Raw genomic sequence first — 19,991 nt, 5'->3', positions numbered from 1 at the left:
GTCGATCTGTGCCGCATCGGCGGTTGTTGCTGTCCCTGCTGTTGATCCGCACGTTCCCCCGGCCCGCCCCCGCCTGAGCGCCGCGAGCCCCCCGATCGGATCGACACTCCCTGCCCTGGACCACACGTCCACGTCGCATGAATGCAGGAGCAACACGATGCCAACCCCCGTCACCACCCCCACCCCGACCGGGTCCGCCGTCGACGCACAGGTCGACGTCCGCGGCCCCCGATTCGCGGCCTGGGTCACCACCGCGGTGCTGGTCGCCGTGCTCGTGGTATCCGCCGTCTCCCCCGTCGCCGCGGGCCTGCTCCTCGCCGCTCAGGCGGCCGTCTTCGCGGTCGGCGCCGCCGTCGGGCCGCGCCGCAGCCCCTACGGCCGACTGTTCGCGCTGGCCGTCGCCCCCCGCCTCGGCCCGGTCACCGAACGCGAACCGGTCGCGCCGCTGAAGTTCGCGCAGCTCGTCGGCGGCGTCTTCGCAACGGTCGGGGTCGTCGGGTTCCTCACCGGACTGACGCTGCTCGGCACCGTCGCCACCGGGTTCGCCCTGTTCGCCGCGCTCCTCAATGCCGCCATCGGCTTCTGCCTCGGCTGCCAGATCTACCCCCTGGTCGCCCGGTTCCGCAGGCAGGCCCCGATCGTCTCGTAGCCGCACCGGTCCCGGACCGCGACACGGTCACCCCATCCGTTCCACGCAAGTCACGTACGAAAGGAAACCCATGGCACGCTCCGACGTTCTGGTCTCTGTCGACTGGGCCGAGCAGAACCTCGATGCGCCGAAGACGGTGTTCATCGAGGTCGACGAAGACACCTCGGCCTACGACATCGGCCACATCGAGGGCGCCATCCGCCTCGACTGGCGCAAGGACCTCCAGGACGGGGTCCGTCGCGACTTCCTCGACCGGGAGAAGTTCTCTGCACTGCTGTCCGCCAAGGGCGTCGCCAACGACGACACCGTCATCCTCTACGGCGGCAACAACAACTGGTTCGCGGCCTACGCGTACTGGTACTTCAAGATCTACGGCCACAAGGACGTCAAGCTGATTGACGGCGGCCGCAAGAAGTGGGAGCTCGACGGCCGTCCGCTGTCCAGCGCCGAGGTCGTCCGCCCGGCAACCGACTACAAGGCCGAGGAGGCCGACACCTCGATCCGCGCGTTCCGCGACGAGGTGATCAACGCGATCGGCGCGAAGAACCTGGTCGACGTCCGCTCCCCCGATGAGTTCGCGGGCAAGATCCTCGCGCCTGCGCACCTGCCGCAGGAGCAGGCGCAGCAGCGTGGCCACGTCCCGGGCGCCATCAACATCCCGTGGAGCACCACCGCCAACGAGGACGGCACCTTCAAGTCCGACGCGGACCTCACCAAGCTGTACGCCGACAAGGGCTTCGACGACAGCCGCGAGACCATCGCGTACTGCCGCATCGGCGAGCGCTCGAGCCACACCTGGTTCGTGCTGCAGGAGATCCTCGGCAAGCAGAACGTCAAGAACTACGACGGCAGCTGGGTCGAGTACGGCTCACTCGTCGGCGCACCGATCGAACTGGGAGCGTAGTCAATATGTGTGGAGCACCTGTTCAGGGTCAGACCCTGCCCGCCGGCGTCGACGCGTCGAAGGAAACCGTGATCACCGGCCGCGTGCTCGCCTCGGACGGGCAGCCCGTCGGCGGCGCGTTCGTCCGGCTGCTCGACGGCACCGGTGAATTCACCGCCGAGGTCGTCGCGTCGGGCACCGGCGACTTCCGGTTCTTCGCCGCCCCCGGCACCTGGACCGTCCGCGCCCTGTCGAGCACCGGCAACGGCGACAGCACCATCAGCCCCGAGGCCAACGGCATCCACAACGTGGACATCACCGTCAGCAAGTAGGGACGAATCGTGTCGGCCCCGCACCCCGTCCCCGGGCTGCGGGGCCGACCTCGTTCCGCGGGGCATCCCGCCGTCACCACCCGAATGATGGCGGTCTAAACTGTTCTCGTGGTCATCTTCTTCGAGGTGCTGCTGGTTCTCGCAGCCATTCTGATTACCTGGTTCTCGCTGTACGTCGTGTACCGACTGGTCACCGACAAGCCGTGAGCCGGACCGGCGACGACGCCGACGGCGCCGTCGATCCCCAGGACGAGTCGCCCGCTCCGACGGTACGCCGCGGCAGCGGCGATCAGGCCGTGGCCGACGCGATCGAACGCGCCAAGGACACCGCGGCACTGAACGTACCCACCCTGCCCGGCCTCCCCCTGCCCGAGGACACCGCGAACCTGCGGCTCGGTCCGGACCTGAACGAGGAACTGCTCGCGGTCCTGCCGCTGGTCGGGGTGTGGCGCGGCGAGGGTGAGGGGCACGACCCCGAGACCGGCGACGACTATCCGTTCGGCCAGCAGATCGTCGTCTCGCACGACGGCGGCAACTACCTGCACTGGGAATCCCGGTCGTGGGTGCTGGACTCCGACGGGAACTACGTCCGCCCCGGCCTTCGCGAAAGCGGATACTGGCGGGTCGCAGGCGACGGGATCCCCGGCAGCGTCGACGAGGAGGTCGTCGAGCTGCTCCTGACCCACGCGTCCGGTGTCGTCGAGCTGTACTACGGCACCGCGCTGACCCAGTCCAGCTGGGAACTGGCGACCGACGTCGTGATCCGCAGCAAGCACGGCGCCCTGGTCGGCGGCGCAAAGCGCCTGTACGGCATCGTCGAGGGCGGGGACCTCGCCTACGTCGAGGAACGCATCCTCGCCGACGGTGAACTCAAGCCGCACCTGTCGGCGCGGCTGTCCCGTTACATCGGCTGACGGCGGCTCCCCCGCCACCGTCGAGCTGGCGCCTGATCACCCCGCCGCGCTCCGCGCCCGTGCGCGAATTTCACCCTTGTCGGGGTACACATCACGCACAGTTCCGCGAGCATTCTTATCCACAGCCTTCTGTGGATAACCGGGTCTCGTCGTCGAACCTGTCGGGCCGTCGCGGTGCCCTTGGCCGCATGATCACACCAACGGACGCCTCGCTCCAACGACTCCTCGACACCCAGCACGGCCTCCTGTCGGCCCGGCAGGCCCGCCGCCACGGCTATACCCGCAAACACGTGCAGTACCTCGTCGAATCCGGCCAGTGGTCCAATCCGCTGTTCGGCGTCTACGCGGCAACCACCGGACCACTGACCCGGACGATGACGCTGCAGGCCGCGCTGCTGTTCGGTGGCGACGCCGCTGTCCTCAGCCACGACACCGCCGCCGAGGAGTGGGGCTTTCAGCCGGTCACACCGGATGAACAGGTCCACATCACGGTGCCGTACGGGCGTTCGGCCGTCGGCCAGCTCCCCAGGCAGGTGTCGTGCCCGACGCGCCAACACGAACCGGTGCCCCGGATCGGCGACCAGCTGCATCCAGGGGTCGCGGTGCACCGGTCGCGGGCGTTCAACCACATCGCGGTGGCAACGTGTCCGCCACGGACGTCGCTCGCCGACACCGCACTCGACCTCGCGGTCGCGATGCCGACCGCGCAGCTGGCGTACGGGTCGGTGATCGCCAGCGTCACCAATGCGGGCATCAACCTGGCCCGACTGCAGACACGGATCATCGAGCGAAAGCCGCGACGCTACAACCGGGCCATCGCGGCGGCCTGCGTGATGATCGCGGATGGAATCCAGTCCGTCCTCGAGTTCCACTACGCCCTCGATGTCGAGGACGCGCACGGCCTGCCGCGCGGAACCAGGCAGGGCCCGGTCGTGGTGGACGGAGTGACGCTGTACGAGGACGTCGTGTACCGGTTCGGCCGTGGCGACCTCATCGTCCGGCTCGACGGTCACCGCTGGCACCGGACCCGAACGATCCGGCGTCGGGACCGGAGACGCATCAACGCCGCGACGCTCGCTGGTACCGATCAGCTGGTGTACGGGTGGGACGAGGTTCACGACGAATCCTGTACGGCGGCCGCCGAGGTCCGGGTCATGCTTGAGGAGCACGGATGGCGGGGCGCACATCCGTGCCCGAACTGTGCGCGATCCGTACCCCAGGTGGGGTGAAATTCGCGCACAGGCGCGAAGCGCAGCGGAGCCGCCCCTCGGCACAGGCGCGAAGCGCACAGAACCGCCCCCGAGCCGTGTTCCACGATGGACGCTTGTCGTCGTGGACTCCCGATCGGACGGACCGGGGGCTCGGGGGCCGGGTGGCTGCTGGGATTCGCCCGCCGCGGGCGCGGTTGGGAACCCCCTCGGCGTCGTTGGCTAGCGGACAGCCACCTCACGCGTCCTGTAGTTCTTCAACTTCAGACCACCTCCTTCCTCGTGTACCGCCGAACGTACGCCGCTCCCCCGACCGGGGGCAACGGAATTGTTCGTTGGACGAGCGTCAGCAGGTGGATGGCGCCGGGACTCCGCGGAAGCGGGCGTCGAGCCAGTCCAGGGCCTGCGGGAGGCCGAGGACAGCGGCCGACAGGTGGTCGGGGCTCGGCGTCAGCAATGTCTGCACCGGCACCCCGGCGTCGCAGTAGCGGCGCATCGTGTTCTCGATCGCGTCCACCGGGACGAGGGTGTCGGTGGGGCTGTGCCACTCGAAGATCGGGGTCTTCGGGATCCCGGGGTACAGCTCGAGGCTGTTCTCGTCCATCACCTGCCATGCCACCGGGTCGTCGAGGAAGTTCCGGTTATCGGTCATCTCGTTCGCGGACCGTCCCAACCCCCAGAACATGATCTCGTTGGTGCAGCCGTTCCCGATCATCGACAGCAGCCACCGCCCGGTGTCGTTGAGCTGGTCGGTGACGTTCATCCGCTCCGGGTATTCCCGCTCCAGCCCGAGCGCCGCCGCCATCGCGAGACCGAACGCCGGATGCGGATTGGTCCCCAACGCGGTCGCCATCTTCCCGAGGTTCATCGGCGCGCCGCCCTCGGCGGCGCCGACGATGTTCAGCTCGGGTGCATAGGTCGGGGCGAGCGCGGCCGCCCAGCTGGTCGCCATGCCGCCACCGGAGTAGCCACCGAGTCCGACGGGGCTGTCGGTCACCTGAAGTTCCGGCGTTCGCTGGATCGCCCGGATCCCGTCGAGCGTGATCTGGCCGCCGAGCTTCGCCGCCCCGTACGCCATCCTGGGACCGAGGTGGTCCGGCAGTGCCACCGCCCACCCCCTGGCGAGGGCAATGTTCAGCCCGGGGGCCTCGCGAATCTGGGTCAGCGGGTCGGTGGTGTACAGCTCGGTGGCGATCTTGCACTTGTGCCCGAGCGCGTTGATGATGTGCTGATACGACACCAGTGGACTGTTCGGCTGGTGGTTCGGCGGTTTCAGGAACGTCGTGTTGGCCGCGATCGGTTTGCCCTGCGAATCCGTTGTGCGGAACAGTAATTCCCACACCTCGCTGCCGGGGAAATACAGATTGGGCGGCATCTTGCGGATTTTGAGCACATCACCCGGCTGGTGATTCGCGACGTCCGGTGGCGCGGTGAAGAACGGGTCCGGATCCGACGCCGGGTACACCGGAAGGGCGGACGCGGTCACCGCGCCCGTGACTGCGGTGGCCACCGCGAGCACACCGACCGCGATACCGGCGATAGACCTACGAATCCACGTTCCCATCAACAACTCCCGGAGTCGAATGGACGGTTGACCGCGCATACCGACGGATCACTATGCCAGCAGGCCGGACCACCTCAGCGGACCAACATGTCACCGCTTGGTTTCGACCTCGTCGGATTCGGTATCGACTTGGTAACGGCCTCCGTTGACCTCGACGACACGGTCGGCAGAGGTCCCCGGCGGCAGGTGGTGCGTGACCACCACAATGGTGCGATCCGGGTCGACGAGCCCGCCGGCCCGGTCGAGCAGGGCCCGCAGGACGCGCTCACCGGACCTGGCGTCGAGATGCTCGGTCGGTTCGTCGAGGAGCAGGACCCGGGCGGGCGACACCAGCGCCCTGGCAAGCAGGATTCGGCGCCGCTGCCCACCCGAGACCGACCGGCCGCCCGCCTCCAGGGTCGTGTGCAGGCCCCTCGGCAGCGACGCCACCCACTCCCCCAATCCCACCGTGTCGAGCACCGCCGCCGCATCCCCCTCGTCGAGATCACCGCGCGCCACCCGGAGGTTCTCGAGCAGCGAGGTGTCGAACAGGTGGGCGTCCTCGGCGAAGTAGCCGACCTCGCGACGCAGCGCATGCTGGTCGACCCCCGGGAGGTCGGTGCCGTTCGCCTGCACGGTGCCCGCCGCGGGCGGCAGCAGTCCGGCGAGGGTCATCAGCAGGGTGGACTTTCCCGCGCCGGACGGCCCGACGACGGCGGTGCGCGACCCCGGAACCAGGTCCAGGTCGAATGGCCCCGACACCGCGGAACCATCCCAGCCGCACCACAGTTCGGATGCCGTCAGATGCACGGGTGCGCGCAGGTCGACGGTGCCGGACGGGACGTGGTCGCCGGAGCGGTCCAGGAGGTCCATGACCCGAGCGGCCGCAACCCGGCCGCGGGTCAGGGCGATCGCGGCGGCGGGCAGCGTCGAGGTCGCCTCGAAGGCGGACAGCGGCAACAGCACCAGGATGCCGAGGGCCATTGGTGTCATCCCACCCGGGCTGCCGCCGTCGGGACCGTAGGCGACGATGCCGATCAGCAGCGCGCCGAGGACCGTTGCACCGATCGCGAGCGGGGTCGCGGCCGCGGCGAATGCCGACGGTGCCGCCGCCCGGTCCGTGGCCCGGACGGCCTCGGCATCGTATCCGCCAGCGCGCGTCACGACGCCGTCCAGACGCCCAGCGACCCGCAGTTCCGCCGCATGGTCGAGGGCAAGCACCGAGGTCGCCGCGTACCGGGCGGTGGCCTCCGCCCCAGCGGTCTCGGCCATCCGGGAGGCCCGGGCCGCCAGCATCGGGGCGAGCACGCCGGACACCAGGAGCGCGACGGCCAGCACCCCGGCCGCGGCCGGCGAGATCAGCGCCAGACCGACCACCGCAGCACCGGACAGCACCAGCGCCACGGCGATCGGAACCAACGCGCGGATCACCACATCACCCAGTGCGTCGATGTCGGATCCGGTGCGCGCCAGCAGATCTCCCCTTCGCAGACCTGCGGGGGCTGCGGGGTCACCGGTTGCGAGCCTGCGGTACAGGTTCGCCCGCGCCGAGACGGTGCCGCGCAGGGCGGCGTCGTGGGTGGCGAGCCGCTCCAGGTAGCGGAACAGCCCGCGCGAGATGCCCAACGCCCGCACCGCGACGACGGCGACGGTCAGATCGAGCACCGGCGGCATCTGCCAGGCCCGGGTGATGAGCCACGCCGACAGTGCGGCGAGCGCCAACGCGCTGCCCAGGGTCGCGACCCCGGCCGCGACGGCGTACAGCACCCGCCGCGGGCTGAGTTCGAGCAGCGGCAGCGCTCGACGCAGGGGGTTCCGGCTCATGCGGGCACCCCGGATTCGACATGCACGACGCTGTCCGCGGCGGCCAGCACGGACTGTCGGTGCCCGACGAGCAGGACGGCGCGGCCCGCCGCGGCGAGGTTCCGGACGGCGGCGAGCACCCGGCGTTCCGACTCCGGGTCGAGATGTGCGGTCGGCTCGTCCAGCAGAATCACCGGACTGTCGGTCACCAGCACCCGGGTCAGGGCCAGCCGCTGTCGCTGCCCGAGGGACAGGCCCAGACCTCCGACGCCGACCATGGTGTTCCAGCCGTCGGGCAGTGTGCGCAGAACCGCGTCGAATCCTGTCTCGGCGCAGGCTCTTTCGAGCCGTGCGGGGTCGACGGTCACGGGTCCGGTGAGCTCAAGGTTCTCGCGGAGGGTGCCCGGGATCAACACCGGATGCTGGGGAAGCCACGCCACCGAACGCCACCACGCGTCCGGGTTCAGGTCGCGCACATCGGTACCGCCGACCAGCACCCGCCCCTCGTCGGGTCGGGACAGCCCGAGGATCGCGTGCAGCACAGTCGACTTGCCTGCACCGTTCGGTCCGGTCACGCCGGTGACCCGGCCGGGGGCGATCACCAGGTCGACCGCTCGTGGCGCCCAGCCGGACCGACTGCGCATCCCGACGCCGTGCAGCGTGACCGGGCCGGACGGTACCGCCGACGTTCCGCCAACGCCCTCAGTCCGATCGTCGAGCACCCCGAATGCCTTGTCCGCGGCGGCCATCCCGTCCTCGGCCGCATGGAACTGCGCACCGACCGTGCGCAACGGCAGGTAGACCTCCGGCGCGAGGACGAGGGCGATCACCCCGGCCCGCAGGGCCATGTCGCCGTACACCAGGCGCAGGCCGATGCTGACGGCGATCAGGGCAACGCTGAGGGTCGCCAGCAGTTCGAGCACCATCGACGACAGGAACGCGATCCGCAGCGATGCCATCGCGGTGCGCCGGTGCTCGTCACCGAGTTCGCGCACCCGCGCCGCCGGACCGCGTTCACCCGCCTCGTCCGCGGTGCCGACCTCCCTGCCCAGCGCGCGCAGCGTCGGTAGTCCAGCGATCAGGTCGAGCAGTTGCGCGGACAGGGTGGTCATCGTCCGCAGCGCCGCCGCCGCCTTCCCCTTGGTGAGCAGGCCGATCAGGATCATGAAGATCGGGATCAGTGGCAGGGTGATCACCACGACCACCGCGGACGTCAGGTCGGTGAACAGGATGACCAGCAGGGTCAGCGGGGTGACCGTGACGGCGAGCAGCAACGCGGGCAGGTAGCCCGTCAGATACGCTCGCAGGCCCTCGATTCCGCGGGTGAGGACCGTTGCGGTGGCATCCCGTCGCGGGTCGAGGTCACGCGGGGGCAGGGTGGTCGCGGCGGCGAGGACCTCGCCGCGCAGTTCCCCGATCACCCGTGACGCGGACCGGTGCGCGTATCGGGCCTGCAGCCAGGTCGCCACCGCCCGCACCGCGACCGCGACGGCGAGGACCGCCAGTTCCCCGGCCCAGTGCCCGACGGTGCGGGCATCGGGGTCGGTGATCACGCCGGCGAGCACGGTGCCGATCATGATCGCCGACACGATGACGGTGGCCGCAATCACCACCGAGAACGCAACGGAGAGGACGAGATATCCACGCGCCGAACGCGAATAGCGCCAGAGTCGGGGGTCGACGGGACCGCGCCTGCCGGTGTCCGCTGCAGGCGCGGCCGGTGCGTCGCCGATCATCGGGTCCTGATCGGCAGACCGATCGAGGGCGGAATGTGCTTGGTGGAGATCCGCTGCCGGAACACCCAGTACGTCCAGCCCTGGTAGATCAGGACCACGGGGGTCATGATCGCCGCCGCCCACGTCATCACCTTCAGCGTGTACGGACTCGACGAGGCATTGTGGATCGTCAGGCTGTACGCATCGGAGATCGTCGACGGCATCACGTTCGGGTACAGCGACGCGAATAGCAGGACCACCGTTGCGATCACGGCGATGGTGGTAAGCACGAAGGCCCACCCCTCCCGCGCCGCCGCGGTCAGCGCGACCACCCCGAGCAGTGCCGCGGCCGCGATCCCGACCAGGATCCAGGTCCAGCCCTTCCCGTAGGCGAGTTGGGTCCACAGCACGAACGCGCCAGCGACAACGACCGCCGGAATCGACAGTCGGGACGCAAGTTTGACGGCGTCCTCGTGTACCTCGTCGGCGGTCTTCAGTGCGATGAACACGGCACCGTGCAGCGCGAACACCAGCGCCGTTGTTGCCCCGCCGAGCAGCGCGTACGGGTTGAGCAGGTCGAAGAAGCCCGACACCACCTGTCGATTCTCATCGATCGCCACCCCCCGGACGATGTTCGCGAAGGCGACGCCCCACAGCACGGCAGGCACCCAGGAGCCGAGGATGATGCCCCAGTCCCAGCGTGACCGCCACGTTGCGTCGTCGATCTTCCCGCGGTACTCGATCGCGCAGACCCGCACAATCAGCGCGACCAGGATGAGCAGCAGTGGCAGGTAGAAGCCGGAGAACAGGGTCGCGTACCACTCGGGGAAGGCCGCGAACATGGCGCCGCCTGCGGTGAGTAGCCACACCTCGTTGCCGTCCCAGACGGGCCCGATCGTGTTGAGAACGGCCCGTCGACGGGTGTCGTTGTCGGCGGACCCGTTCTTGCTGCGCCCGAGCACCGGCATCAGCATCCCGACGCCGAAGTCGAAGCCCTCCAACACGAAGTACCCCACGAACAGCACCGCGATCAGGATGAACCAGAGTTCCTGAAGTCCCATCTCGTCCTCCTAGTACGCGAACGACAGCTGCTTGGGCTCACCGGAGTCGTCCGGCTCGTCGGGGCCCTCGCCCGGCGGGTGCGCGTCGTGCGGCAGCGGCCCCTCGATGGTGTAGCGGCGGATCAGCCAGAACCACACGACGCCCAGTGCCGCGTAGAGCAGGGTGAAAACGATCAGCGACGTCCACACCGTGGCCACCGAGTGATTGGAGACGCCCTGATCGACGGTCAGCCGAATCATGTCCACCCCGGTGGGATTCGGGTGCACGACCCACGGCTGACGACCCATCTCGGTGAAGATCCAGCCCGCGCTGTTCGCGAGGAACGGGGTCGGGATCGCGATCAGGCTGAGCAACGAGTACCACCGCTGGTCCGGCACGCGGCCGCCCCGGGTGACCCACAGCCCGGCCAGTGCCAGCGCGGCGGATCCGGCGGCGAGGCCGATCATCGCGCGGAACGACCAGTAGGTGACGAACAGGTTGGGACGGTAGTTGCCCGGGCCGAACTGCTCCTCGTACTGCACCTGCAGGTCCTCGACGCCCTGCAGGGTGACGCCGGAGAAGCTTCCCTCGGCGAGATAGCCGAGCACGTACGGCACCTCGATGACCCTGGTGACACTGTCACAGTTGTTCTGGGTGCCGATGGTGAGGATCGAGAAGCTGGGGTCGGTCTCGGTGTGGCACAGCGACTCCGCGGACGCCATCTTCATCGGTTGCTGCTCGAACATCAGCTTGGCCTGGATGTCTCCGGTGACGATCAGGCCGACGCCAGCGATGATCATCACCCACAGCCCGAGCCGGGCGGCTGGGCGGAACATGGTCCGCGCCTCGGACTCCATGCGCTCGGCCTCGGCGGGTGCGGCTGCCTTGGCTCGCCGCATGTTTCGGACCATCCACCAGCCGGCGATGCCCGCGACGAAGGTTGCGGCGGTGAGCAGGGCCCCCGCGATCACGTGTGGGAACGCGGCCAGCGCGGTGTTGTTCGTCAGGAGTGTCCAGATGCTGGTCAGTTCCGCGCGGCCGGTGTCCTCGTTGTAGATCGCGCCGACCGGATGCTGCATGAACGAGTTCGCCGAGATGATGAAGTAGGCGGATGCGTTGACGCCGATCGCGACGAGCCAAATACAGCCCAGGTGAATGAGTTTCGGCAATCGACCCCAGCCGAAGATCCACAGACCGAGGAAGGTCGACTCAAGGAAGAAGGCCACCAGGCCCTCCAGGGCGAGCGGGGCACCGAACACGTCACCGACGAAGCGGGAGTATTCGCTCCAGTTCATGCCGAACTGGAACTCTTGCACGATGCCGGTGGCGACGCCCAGCGCGAAGTTGATCAGGAAGAGCTTGCCGAAGAACTTCGTCAGCCGGTACCAGTGGTCCTTCTTGGTGACCACCCACATCGTCTGCATGATCGCGATCAGGGGGGCGAGACCGATGGTGAGCGGGACGAGGATGAAGTGATAGACCGTCGTGATGCCGAATTGCCAGCGCGAGACGTCCAGTGCATCCATGGCTACTCCCTGTGCAGGGCCCGTGGGACAGGCGTGCCGGGACGTCCGACGTGGGCTAACGCCTGAAGTCCCGGTTCAAAAGGTAACCCCCACAGCGTCACGCCGCAGGCCTTCATCTACGACGGACAGTAGTAGATGAAGGCCGGTTCGCCCACCCGCCGCACCCAACCGTGCCGGGAGTCACACCGCGATCAGGCGGCGTCTTCCTCAACACCGACGGTGTCGACCGCGAGATCGACCAGGCCGGACAGTTCGTCGGCGATCTCCGGGACGGGCAACGCCAACCCGTCGAGGGTGTGCACCCGTGCTGCCAGGGTGACGCTGGACAGCAGCCAGATCCCGTCCGCGGCAATGAGGTCGGCGGGTCGCAGCGGCGCCGTCTCGCACCGGAACCGGTGCGCGCCTGCCACCTCGAACAGCGCCTGCTGCGTCGTGCCCGGCAGAATCCCGTGTTCGACCGGCGGCGTCACCAGGGTCCGTCCCCGCGAGATCAGCACGGTCGACCGCGGACCCTCGAGCACCAAACCCTCACTGCTGGTGAAGATCACATCGTCGACACCGAGTCCGTGCGCGTGTCGCAGTGCGGCCATGTTCATCGCGTAGGACAGCGTCTTCGCCCCGTGCAGCAGCCACGGCGCCGTCTCGGTGACGTCCACCGAGAATCCCCGCTCCAGCGTGCACACCGAGATCCCGTCGCGCCGGGCGGCAGCAACCCGGCCGGCGACCGGGCCGACGGTGAGGAACGCCGTCGGCTCGCCCGCGCCCTCACGGCCCCTGCTGAGCACCAGCCGCAGCACGCCCTCGCGGCCGGAGTCCCATTCGCCGACCGCGACCGCGATCGCCGACCGCCACGCATCCAGGTCGGGCCGCGGCAGGTCCAGCGCCGACGCCGAGGTCGTCAACCGCGCCAGGTGCAGCTCGACCGTGCGGGCCGCGCCGTCGCGGACCAGCAGGGTCTCGAAGACGCCGTCACCCCGCACCGCGGCGAGGTCGTCGGCGTGCAGGAACGGGACGTCCGCGTCATGCACCGCGCCGTCCAAGGTCACCAGCACCTGATCAGCCATGCCCCCACCCTACGGCGGCGGACCGCACCGAACCGGCTCCTACACTGGAACCGTGTCCGAGTCCGTGCGCGCAACCCCCAGTCCGCTGCTCACCACGCCCGGGGCCGTTCCCTGCCCCGCCGATGCCCCCGACGCGGGCGTCGCCTGGCACTACGGCGACCCGCTCCGCGAGCAACGCAGCGCCGAACGCGCCGCCGCCATCGTGGACCGCTCGAACCGCGTCGCCCTCTCCATCACCGGAGCCGAACGGCTGAGCTGGCTGCACACCATCTCCAGCCAGCACATTGCGAACCTGGCCGACGGCGCGGGTGCCGAGAACCTCAGCCTCGACATCAACGGGCGCGTCGAACACCACTTCGTCCTCACCGACCTCGCCGACGTCACCTGGGTGGACACCGAACCCGGACGCGGCGCCGACCTGCTCGACTTCCTGCAGAAGATGGTGTTCTGGGCGAAGGCCGAACCGACGCCCGCCCCCGACATGGCCGTGCTCGGCCTGCTCGGCCCCGACGTCCGACGGCCCGCACTGCTGTCCGCGTTGGGCATTCCGGAACTGCCCGGCATGTACCACGCGGTCGCGCTGCCCGGCGGCGGGTTCCTGCGCACGATGCCCTGGCCCGGCGAGCACGCGTGGGACCTGGTTGTCCCCCGCGAGCGGCTGGCGCACTGGTGGGCAACCCTCACCGAGGCGGGTGCGGCACCGGCGGGCACCTGGGCGTTCGAGGCGCTGCGGGTCGCGGCGCAGCGCCCGCGTCTCGGAATCGACACCGACGAACGCACCATCCCGCACGAGGTCGGCTGGATCGGCGGGATCACCGAGCACGGCGCCGTGCACCTCGACAAGGGCTGTTATCGCGGCCAGGAGACGGTCGCGCGGGTGCACAACCTGGGGAAGCCGCCACGCCACCTGGTGCTGCTGCACCTCGACGGGTCGGCCGACACTCGCCCGACACCGGGCGAGGACGTCACCGCGGGCGGCCGCACCGTCGGCCGCCTCGGCACGGTGGTCGACCACCACGAACTCGGGCCGATCGCGCTGGCGCTGGTCAAGCGGTCCGTCCCCGTCGACACGCCGCTCGCCGCTGGCGGTGCGGCCGCCGCGATCGACCCGGACTCGGTGCCCCGGCACGACGAGTACCAGGCGGGCCGGGCCGCCGTCGACCGGTTGCGCGGCCGGTGAGGGGGCCGGGCACGGTCGCCGCCGTCTGCGTCGTCCACTCCGAACGGGACAGCGGCACCCGCCGGGTGCCGCGGACCGCGATCGACAAGCGGCCGGTCACCGGCCCGGTCGAGGTCGGCGCGCAGGGCCTGGCCGGCGATCACGTGTGCGACACCGAGCACCACGGGGGCGTGTTCAAGGCGGTCTACGCCTACCTGGACGCGGAGGCCGTGCGCTGGGAGGCCGACCTCGGACGGGATCTGCCCGCCGGCTGGTTCGGGGAGAATCTGCGGGTGCGTGGGGTCGCGACGAGCGACGCCGTGATCGGCGCCCGGTGGCGGGTCGGTGCCACCCTCGAACTGGAGATCACCGGGCCGAGGACACCGTGCGGCACGTTCGGCGTGTGGGCGGCCGAACCGGGCTGGGTCAAGCGCTTCGCCGAACGCGGCGACACCGGCGCCTACCTGAAGGTGCTCACCCCCGGACCGGTCGCGGCGGGCGACCCGATCACGGTCACGCACGTGCCGGAGCACGGAGTGACCGTGCGCGACCTGTTCACCGGGCGCGACCCCGATGGCCTCGCCGAGTTGCTCGCGCGCCAACCGGGACTGTCGCCTAGTGTCGAGGACAAGGCACGCAGACGCATCGCCGGGCTGAAGGTGCGGGTGGAGTATTGAGCGTCGAACTGGTCGAGGTGGTCCGGTCGGGCTTCCGCGAGTGCGTGCACCGCGGATCCCTGGTCGTGCTCGACCCGGCAGGCGCGACCCGCCTCGCGCTCGGCGAGGTGAACACCCCGATCTATCCCCGCTCATCGAACAAGCCACTGCAGGCGGTCGCGCTGCTCCGCAACGGATTCGCCCCAGCGGACCCCAGGGAGCTCGCGATCGCCACCGCCTCCCACGAGGGCGAACCCGAGCACGTCGCGGTGGTGCTCAACCTGCTCCGGCGCCGGAACCTGTCCGAGCACGACCTGCTGTGCCCACCGGACCTGCCCGCGAACGAGGCGGCCCGCGCGCGGGTCCTCACCTCCGGCGGGCACGCCCGCCGGGTCTTCATGAACTGCTCCGGCAAGCACGCCGCGATGCTCGCGGTGTGCGCGGAACGGGGCTGGCCGCTCGACACCTACACCGACCCGTCGCATCCGCTGCAGCACGAGATCCTCGCGACGATCGCGGAACTCTCCGGGGAGGACGACGAGAGCGAGGTCGGCATCGACGGCTGCGGCCTGCCGATCGTCCCGCTGTCGCTGACCGCGCTGGCTCGGGCGTTCACCACGCTGATCACCGCGGCGCCGGGCAGCCCGGAGCGGGCGGTCGCCGATGCGGCCCGGGACCAACCGTGGCTGCTGTCCGGCACCGGCAGGGACGACGCGGTGTTGATGTCCACCGTCCCCGGTCTGCTGTGCAAGGCGGGCGCGGACGGGGTGCATGCGGGCGCGCTGCCGGACGGCACCGCGTTCGCCTTCAAGATCGATGACGGCCACGAGCGGGCCCGGCTGCCCCTGACCGCCGCGCTGCTGCACCGGATCGGCGTCGAGCGGACCGAGGAGCTCGCCGATCTCGCGTCCCGGCCGGTGCTCGGCGGCGGCGTCCGCGTCGGCACGATCCGGGCCGTTCCCGACGCGATGAGATGAACAAGACACCCCACCTGTGCAGGGGAAGGAGCGCCAGATCCATTCGCACGCTAGAGTGTCTGTCAGGAAGACATAAACACTCAAACGGGGCCGCCAAAAATTCCCAGGCCGCCCCGCTTAAAGCGCGAGGGGGTTGGCCATGGGCCGCGGCCGGGCTAAGGCAAAGCAGACCAAGGTTGCACGCGAGCTCAAATACAGCTCGCCCACGACGAACTTCGACAGCCTCCAACGCGAGCTGTCGGGTGGCTCGTCGAGCTCCCACCGGAACGGGTCCTACAGCGATCAAGGTTCCGAGGACGGCGCATCGCGCTGGGACGACGACGACTCCGACGACTGGCGCCGCTGACTCAGCTGAGCATCGAATGAGGGGGAGCCCCACGGCTCTCCCTCATTTTCCGCATGTGCACCCCACCGGGTGCCGCGCGGTGTCGACGAGGTTCGGAACAACGCGAACCGCCCGGATCCGATCGGATCCGGGCGGTTCGTCGTCTGTCGTGACTCGGCGTCAGAAGCGCGGGTGGTCGCCGACCAGCCGCACCAGCTCACCGTCCTGCTTGTCCGATGCCTTCGCGACGGTGCCGAGCGTCCAGCAGTCGATGTGGCGCGCCGTGAGCACCGCAAGGGCGCGGTCCACGTCCTCCGGAGCGACAATCGCGACCATGCCGACGCCCATGTTGAAGGTCGCCTCCATCTCGGCACGCTCGACCCGGCCACGCTGACCGATCATCGTGAACACCGGTGCGGGACTCCACGTTCCGCGATCCAGTTCGGCAACGAGACCCTTCGGCATCACCCGGGCCAGATTGTTCGCGAGGCCCCCGCCGGTGACATGGCAGAAGGTGCGCACGTCCGTCTCGGCGATCAGCGCGAGGCAGTCCTTGGCGTAGATCTTCGTCGGCTCGAGCAGTTCCTCGCCGAGCGTGCGGCCGAACTCCTCGACGTGCCCGGTCAGCGACATCCGGTCGATCTCGAGGAGCACCTTCCTGGCCAGCGAGTAGCCGTTCGAGTGCAGACCCGACGACCCCATGCCGATCACCACGTCACCGGGACGCACCCGGTCCGGGCCGAGCACCGCGTCCGCCTCGACGACGCCGACACCGGTGGCCGACAGGTCGTAGTCGCCGTCCGCCATCACCCCGGGATGCTCCGCGGTCTCGCCGCCGAGGAGTGCACAGCCCGCCTGGATGCAGCCCTGCGCGATGCCGCCGACGATCTCCGCGACCCGCTCGGGGACGACCTTGCCGACCGCGATGTAGTCCTGCAGGAACAGCGGCTCGGCGCCGCACACGACGAGGTCGTCGACGACCATCGCGACCAGGTCGAGGCCGACGGTGTCGTGCTTGTCGAGGGCCTGCGCGATCGCGAGCTTGGTGCCGACGCCGTCGGTGGACGCCGCGAGCAGCGGCTCCCGGTAGCCGCCCTTGAGCGCGAACAGGCCGGCGAATCCGCCGAGCCCGCCGAGCACCTCGGGACGGCTGGCCTTCTTCGCGAGCGGGGCGAACAGCTCCACCGCCCGGTCACCTGCCTCGATGTCCACACCGGCGGCGGCGTAGGAGGCACCGGCGGGGCGGGCGTTCTGGTCGTCGGTCATCGGGTTTCTCAGCTCCAGCTGTGATCTCGCCAGTGCGCCTGGCACTGTCTGGGTGTACGGGGCGCCGGATGCACCGGCGCAATTATGCGGCCTCGGCGGCCGATCAGGGGCGACTCAGCGCACTCGCGTTGTCGTTGTCGGACCTCGGCGCCGCTCCCGCGGTGCTGTCGAGCATGCCCTCGAGCACGTTCTTGCCGATCGACGTCTCCGTCGGCAGCGCGATCGGGTACTCGCCGTCGAAGCAGGCCATGCACAGCCGGGACGCGGGCTGCTCCGTCGCCGCCACCATGCCGTCGATCGAGATGTAGCCGAGCGAGTCGGCGCCGATCGAGCGGCGCACGCCCTCGACCATCTCCTCCACGTCGCCGGGCTCGTGGCTGGTGCCGCCCGCCCCGTTCGCGATCAGCTCCGCCGGTGACGCGAAGTCGATGCCGTAGAAGCAGGGCCACTTCACCGGCGGGGACGCGATCCGCACGTGGATCTCCAGTGCGCCCGCCTCCCGCAGCATCCGGATCAGTGCGCGCTGAGTGTTGCCGCGGACGATCGAGTCGTCGACGACGATCAGGCGCTTGCCGCGGATCACGTCGCGCAGCGGGTTCAGCTTCAGGCGGATGCCGAGCTGGCGGATGGTCTGCGACGGCTGGATGAAGGTGCGGCCCACGTAGGCGTTCTTCATCAGGCCCTGCCCGTAGGGGATGCCGGAACCCTGCGCGTAGCCGACCGCGGCGGGGGTCCCCGACTCCGGGACCGGGATCACCAGGTCGCCGTCGATCGGGTGTTCCTTCGCCAGGCGGCGGCCGATGTCGACGCGGGTCGCATGCACCGACCGTCCCGAGATCGTCGTGTCGGGGCGGGCCAGGTAGACGTACTCGAAGACGCAGCCCTTCGGCGTCGGGGCGGCGAACCGGGACGACCGCACACCGTCCGCGTCGATCGCGAGGAGCTCACCCGGCTCGATCTCCCGGACGAACGAGGCGCCGACGATGTCGAGCGCGGCGGTCTCGGAGGCGACGACCCAGCCGCGGTCGAGACGGCCAAGCACCAGCGGCCGGACACCGTGCGGGTCGCGCGCCGCGTAGAGGGTGTGCTCGTCCATGAAGGTCAGGCAGAACGCGCCGCGCAGGGTCGGCAGCAGCTCCATCGCGGCCTGCTCGATCGTCCGGTCCCCCGCCGCGTGCGCGAGGAGCGCGCCGACGATGTCGGAGTCCGAGGTCGCACCGCCGGGCCGCTTGCTGTTCATCAGCCCGGCCGCCCGCGCCCGGTCGGCGAGCTCGGCGGTGTTGACCAGGTTGCCGTTGTGCCCGAGCGCGATGCCGGTGCCCGCGGTGGTGGTCCGGAAGATCGGCTGCGCGTTCTCCCAGGTGGTGGAGCCGGTGGTCGAGTAGCGACAGTGCCCGACGGCGACATGCCCGGGCATCGCGCCGAGGGTCTGCTCGTCGAACACCTGACTGACCAGGCCGAGGTCCTTGAACACCAGCACCTGCGCGCCGTCGGCGACGGCGATGCCCGCGGCCTCCTGGCCGCGGTGCTGTAGCGCGTACAGGCCGTAGTAGGTGAGCTTGGCCACATCCTCGCCGGGAGCCCAGACGCCGAAGACGCCACACTCCTCGCGGGGCGGCTGCTCATCCTGGTCGGACAGGTCTGCGGGTGCGAGAAGATTCGGGCTGTTGACCGACAGGTCGGCTGAAGTCACCGGGGTGCTCCCTTTGGGGGTGGGTGCGGGGGGCAGGCCCAGTCTACGGCCAACGAGAGGGTGCACCTACCACGGGTGCCGCGCTGTCGTGCCGGTCACAGCGTTCACCGCGGGCATCGTCACATCGGCAGCAGCGGCAGCCAGTGGCCGAGGTCACCGGCCCGGCTGCCCGACGCCGTCACCGTTCCCGCCGCAACCGCGTCCTCGAACGCGAGCGCGCCGGTGACGAGGCGCAGCCAGGTCCGCGGGTCGGTCTCGACGACGTTCGGCGGCGTGCCGCGCGTGTGGCGCGGACCCTCAAGGCACTGCACGGCAACGAACGGTGGAACCCGGACCTCGACGGAGGACCCGGGTGCGACGTTCTCCAGGGTGCGCGCGCTGAGCCGGACCGCGGCCGCGAGTTCCGGACGAGGCGGCGGCGCGGCGTCCGCGTCGGTCAGCCAGTCCCGGACCGCGAGCACCGCGGTCCGCATTTCGGCGGGGTCGATCCTGCGGCGGGCGGTCACCGCACCACGCTACCGGCACGCCCGCGCACCGCCCGGCCCGCCGCCGCCTCCGCGGCGACGGCCCCGCCCGCGTTCACCGCGAGATGCAGCAGGGCAGGCGCGAGCACGCTGCCGCTGCGCCCCCGCAGCAGGTCGAACAGCACTGAGGCCGCGGCCGTCAGCGCGACGGTCCCCGGCACCGAGTCGCCCGCGTGCCTGGCGGGGGTCACGTGCCACAGCCCGAACGCCGCGGCCCCGAACGCGGGCGCCCACCGGGGCGAGGCGCGGCGGGCCAGCGCGTACAGCACGGACCGGAACGCCAACTCCTCCGCGAGCACGGTGCCGACCGGGATGTGCACGAACACCCATTCGGTGTGGTCGGCGCGGCGCGCACCGGACGCCATCCGGGTCCGCACCGGCGGCGTGGCGAGCATCGCCGGGTAGGCCACCGCGGGGACGATCGAGGCCGCCGCCCCCCACCGCAGACCGGCCCCCGGCGCGCGCCAACCCAATTCACGATCATCGACGCCGCAGGCCCTGGCCGCCGCGGACAGCCCGACGGCGGCCAGCCCGTTTACCGCCGCACGACCACGGGCCCCCAGCCCGAGCCTCGGCAGGACCGCGGTGTTCCAGCCGACGAGCAGCGCCGCACACCCCACCGCGACCGCCCCGTCCCGCGCCCGCCGCCCGCCGAGTGAACGGAACCGTTCACTCGATCTAATCGACTGAACGGTTCCGTTCACTCGGTCGTG

General features: G+C 70.2%; 19 protein-coding genes. 9 read left to right on the top strand and 10 right to left on the bottom strand.

Annotated elements, in window-relative coordinates:
- Positions 1 to 157: 157 nt before the first annotated feature.
- The 5 genes from ACFWPA_RS10875 (at position 158) to ACFWPA_RS10855 (ending at position 4,007) form a co-directional block, all read left to right on the top strand.
- On the top strand, positions 158 to 649 hold the full coding sequence (locus tag ACFWPA_RS10875) for a DUF4395 domain-containing protein (protein ID WP_378570144.1): 492 nt from the start codon (positions 158 to 160) through the stop codon (positions 647 to 649).
- A gap of 70 nt (positions 650 to 719) precedes the next feature.
- On the top strand, positions 720 to 1,553 hold the full coding sequence (locus ACFWPA_RS10870; RefSeq protein WP_378509075.1) for a sulfurtransferase: 834 nt from the start codon (positions 720 to 722) through the stop codon (positions 1,551 to 1,553).
- Between the two features lie 5 nt (positions 1,554 to 1,558).
- Positions 1,559 to 1,864 (top strand): DUF1416 domain-containing protein, encoded by a 306-nt coding sequence (locus ACFWPA_RS10865; protein ID WP_378509076.1) that lies wholly within the window; start codon positions 1,559 to 1,561, stop codon positions 1,862 to 1,864.
- A gap of 203 nt (positions 1,865 to 2,067) precedes the next feature.
- Entirely contained in the window at positions 2,068 to 2,778 is a 711-nt protein-coding gene (locus ACFWPA_RS10860; RefSeq protein ID WP_378509077.1) for an FABP family protein, read from the top strand.
- 188 nt (positions 2,779 to 2,966) lie between these two features.
- Positions 2,967 to 4,007 carry a hypothetical protein gene (locus ACFWPA_RS10855; RefSeq protein ID WP_378570143.1) on the top strand — a complete coding sequence of 347 codons (1,041 nt, stop codon included), beginning with the start codon at positions 2,967 to 2,969 and terminating at the stop codon, positions 4,005 to 4,007.
- Positions 4,008 to 4,332: 325 nt separating this feature from the next.
- On the opposite strand, the gene ACFWPA_RS10850 is transcribed toward ACFWPA_RS10855, so the two are convergent.
- The 6 genes from ACFWPA_RS10850 to ACFWPA_RS10825 all read right to left on the bottom strand — a co-directional run bounded on the left by ACFWPA_RS10850 (position 4,333) and on the right by ACFWPA_RS10825 (position 12,678).
- The gene (locus tag ACFWPA_RS10850; protein WP_378570142.1) at positions 4,333 to 5,550 is read right to left on the bottom strand and encodes a lipase family protein; all 1,218 of its coding nucleotides are present in this window, start codon (positions 5,548 to 5,550) and stop codon (positions 4,333 to 4,335) included.
- Positions 5,551 to 5,640: 90 nt separating this feature from the next.
- Positions 5,641 to 7,353, bottom strand: coding sequence for a thiol reductant ABC exporter subunit CydC (gene cydC, locus ACFWPA_RS10845; protein ID WP_378570141.1), 1,713 nt, complete (start codon positions 7,351 to 7,353; stop codon positions 5,641 to 5,643).
- Positions 7,350 to 9,068, bottom strand: a complete 1,719-nt coding sequence (gene cydD / locus ACFWPA_RS10840; protein WP_378570140.1) for a thiol reductant ABC exporter subunit CydD — start codon at positions 9,066 to 9,068, stop codon at positions 7,350 to 7,352. The genes cydC and cydD overlap by 4 nt, the downstream gene beginning before the upstream one ends.
- On the bottom strand, positions 9,065 to 10,108 hold the full coding sequence (gene cydB, locus ACFWPA_RS10835; RefSeq protein WP_378570139.1) for a cytochrome d ubiquinol oxidase subunit II: 1,044 nt from the start codon (positions 10,106 to 10,108) through the stop codon (positions 9,065 to 9,067). Before cydB ends, cydD begins: the two co-directional genes overlap by 4 nt.
- 9 nt (positions 10,109 to 10,117) lie before the next feature.
- Positions 10,118 to 11,614, bottom strand: coding sequence for a cytochrome ubiquinol oxidase subunit I (locus ACFWPA_RS10830; RefSeq protein ID WP_378570138.1), 1,497 nt, complete (start codon positions 11,612 to 11,614; stop codon positions 10,118 to 10,120).
- A 191-nt stretch (positions 11,615 to 11,805) separates the two neighbouring features.
- Positions 11,806 to 12,678, bottom strand: a complete 873-nt coding sequence (locus ACFWPA_RS10825) for an aminodeoxychorismate lyase (protein WP_378570137.1) — start codon at positions 12,676 to 12,678, stop codon at positions 11,806 to 11,808.
- A 52-nt stretch (positions 12,679 to 12,730) separates the two neighbouring features.
- On the opposite strand from ACFWPA_RS10825, the gene ACFWPA_RS10820 reads away from it, so the two are divergent.
- From ACFWPA_RS10820 to ACFWPA_RS10805, 4 genes are all read left to right on the top strand, one after another.
- Entirely contained in the window at positions 12,731 to 13,858 is a 1,128-nt protein-coding gene (locus tag ACFWPA_RS10820; protein WP_378570136.1) for a YgfZ/GcvT domain-containing protein, read from the top strand.
- Positions 13,855 to 14,514 (top strand): MOSC domain-containing protein, encoded by a 660-nt coding sequence (locus ACFWPA_RS10815; RefSeq protein WP_378570135.1) that lies wholly within the window; start codon positions 13,855 to 13,857, stop codon positions 14,512 to 14,514. Before ACFWPA_RS10820 ends, ACFWPA_RS10815 begins: the two co-directional genes overlap by 4 nt.
- A complete protein-coding gene (locus ACFWPA_RS10810) occupies positions 14,511 to 15,470 on the top strand; it encodes an asparaginase (RefSeq protein WP_378570134.1) in 960 nt (319 codons plus the stop codon). Before ACFWPA_RS10815 ends, ACFWPA_RS10810 begins: the two co-directional genes overlap by 4 nt.
- 139 nt (positions 15,471 to 15,609) lie before the next feature.
- Positions 15,610 to 15,816 (top strand): DUF3073 domain-containing protein, encoded by a 207-nt coding sequence (locus ACFWPA_RS10805; protein WP_378509088.1) that lies wholly within the window; start codon positions 15,610 to 15,612, stop codon positions 15,814 to 15,816.
- Between the two features lie 159 nt (positions 15,817 to 15,975).
- Here ACFWPA_RS10805 and purM read toward each other — a convergent pair whose 3' ends face one another.
- The 4 genes from purM to ACFWPA_RS10785 all read right to left on the bottom strand — a co-directional run bounded on the left by purM (position 15,976) and on the right by ACFWPA_RS10785 (position 19,961).
- The gene (gene purM / locus ACFWPA_RS10800; protein WP_378570133.1) at positions 15,976 to 17,061 is read right to left on the bottom strand and encodes a phosphoribosylformylglycinamidine cyclo-ligase; all 1,086 of its coding nucleotides are present in this window, start codon (positions 17,059 to 17,061) and stop codon (positions 15,976 to 15,978) included.
- A 103-nt stretch (positions 17,062 to 17,164) separates the two neighbouring features.
- The gene (gene purF / locus ACFWPA_RS10795) at positions 17,165 to 18,754 is read right to left on the bottom strand and encodes an amidophosphoribosyltransferase (protein ID WP_378509090.1); all 1,590 of its coding nucleotides are present in this window, start codon (positions 18,752 to 18,754) and stop codon (positions 17,165 to 17,167) included.
- A 119-nt stretch (positions 18,755 to 18,873) separates the two neighbouring features.
- Positions 18,874 to 19,260, bottom strand: coding sequence for a sterol carrier family protein (locus ACFWPA_RS10790; RefSeq protein WP_378509091.1), 387 nt, complete (start codon positions 19,258 to 19,260; stop codon positions 18,874 to 18,876).
- Complete coding sequence (locus ACFWPA_RS10785) at positions 19,257 to 19,961, bottom strand: CPBP family intramembrane glutamic endopeptidase (RefSeq protein ID WP_378570197.1); 705 nt, start codon at positions 19,959 to 19,961, stop codon at positions 19,257 to 19,259. Before ACFWPA_RS10785 ends, ACFWPA_RS10790 begins: the two co-directional genes overlap by 4 nt.
- Positions 19,962 to 19,991 lie beyond the last annotated feature (30 nt).

Origin of the sequence: Rhodococcus sp. NPDC058505, from assembly GCF_042720095.1 — a bacterium.
GTDB lineage: Bacteria > Actinomycetota > Actinomycetes > Mycobacteriales > Mycobacteriaceae > Rhodococcus_G.
Note: the sequence above shows the minus strand (reverse complement) of the source record. Positions and strands in the feature narration are given on the sequence as shown.

Bases quoted from the DNA above. Each gene is read 5' to 3' on its own strand.
- ACFWPA_RS10875 (WP_378570144.1), top strand. From the start codon at position 158: ATGCCAACCCCCGTCACCACCCCCACCCCGACCGGGTCCGCCGTCGAC.
- ACFWPA_RS10870 (WP_378509075.1), top strand. From the start codon at position 720: ATGGCACGCTCCGACGTTCTGGTCTCTGTCGACTGGGCCGAGCAGAAC.
- ACFWPA_RS10865 (WP_378509076.1), top strand. From the start codon at position 1,559: ATGTGTGGAGCACCTGTTCAGGGTCAGACCCTGCCCGCCGGCGTCGAC.
- ACFWPA_RS10855 (WP_378570143.1), top strand. From the start codon at position 2,967: ATGATCACACCAACGGACGCCTCGCTCCAACGACTCCTCGACACCCAG.
- ACFWPA_RS10850 (WP_378570142.1), bottom strand. From the start codon at position 5,550: ATGGGAACGTGGATTCGTAGGTCTATCGCCGGTATCGCGGTCGGTGTG.
- cydC (WP_378570141.1), bottom strand. From the start codon at position 7,353: ATGAGCCGGAACCCCCTGCGTCGAGCGCTGCCGCTGCTCGAACTCAGC.
- cydD (WP_378570140.1), bottom strand. From the start codon at position 9,068: ATGATCGGCGACGCACCGGCCGCGCCTGCAGCGGACACCGGCAGGCGC.
- cydB (WP_378570139.1), bottom strand. From the start codon at position 10,108: ATGGGACTTCAGGAACTCTGGTTCATCCTGATCGCGGTGCTGTTCGTG.
- ACFWPA_RS10830 (WP_378570138.1), bottom strand. From the start codon at position 11,614: ATGGATGCACTGGACGTCTCGCGCTGGCAATTCGGCATCACGACGGTC.
- ACFWPA_RS10825 (WP_378570137.1), bottom strand. From the start codon at position 12,678: ATGGCTGATCAGGTGCTGGTGACCTTGGACGGCGCGGTGCATGACGCG.
- ACFWPA_RS10805 (WP_378509088.1), top strand. From the start codon at position 15,610: ATGGGCCGCGGCCGGGCTAAGGCAAAGCAGACCAAGGTTGCACGCGAG.
- purM (WP_378570133.1), bottom strand. From the start codon at position 17,061: ATGACCGACGACCAGAACGCCCGCCCCGCCGGTGCCTCCTACGCCGCC.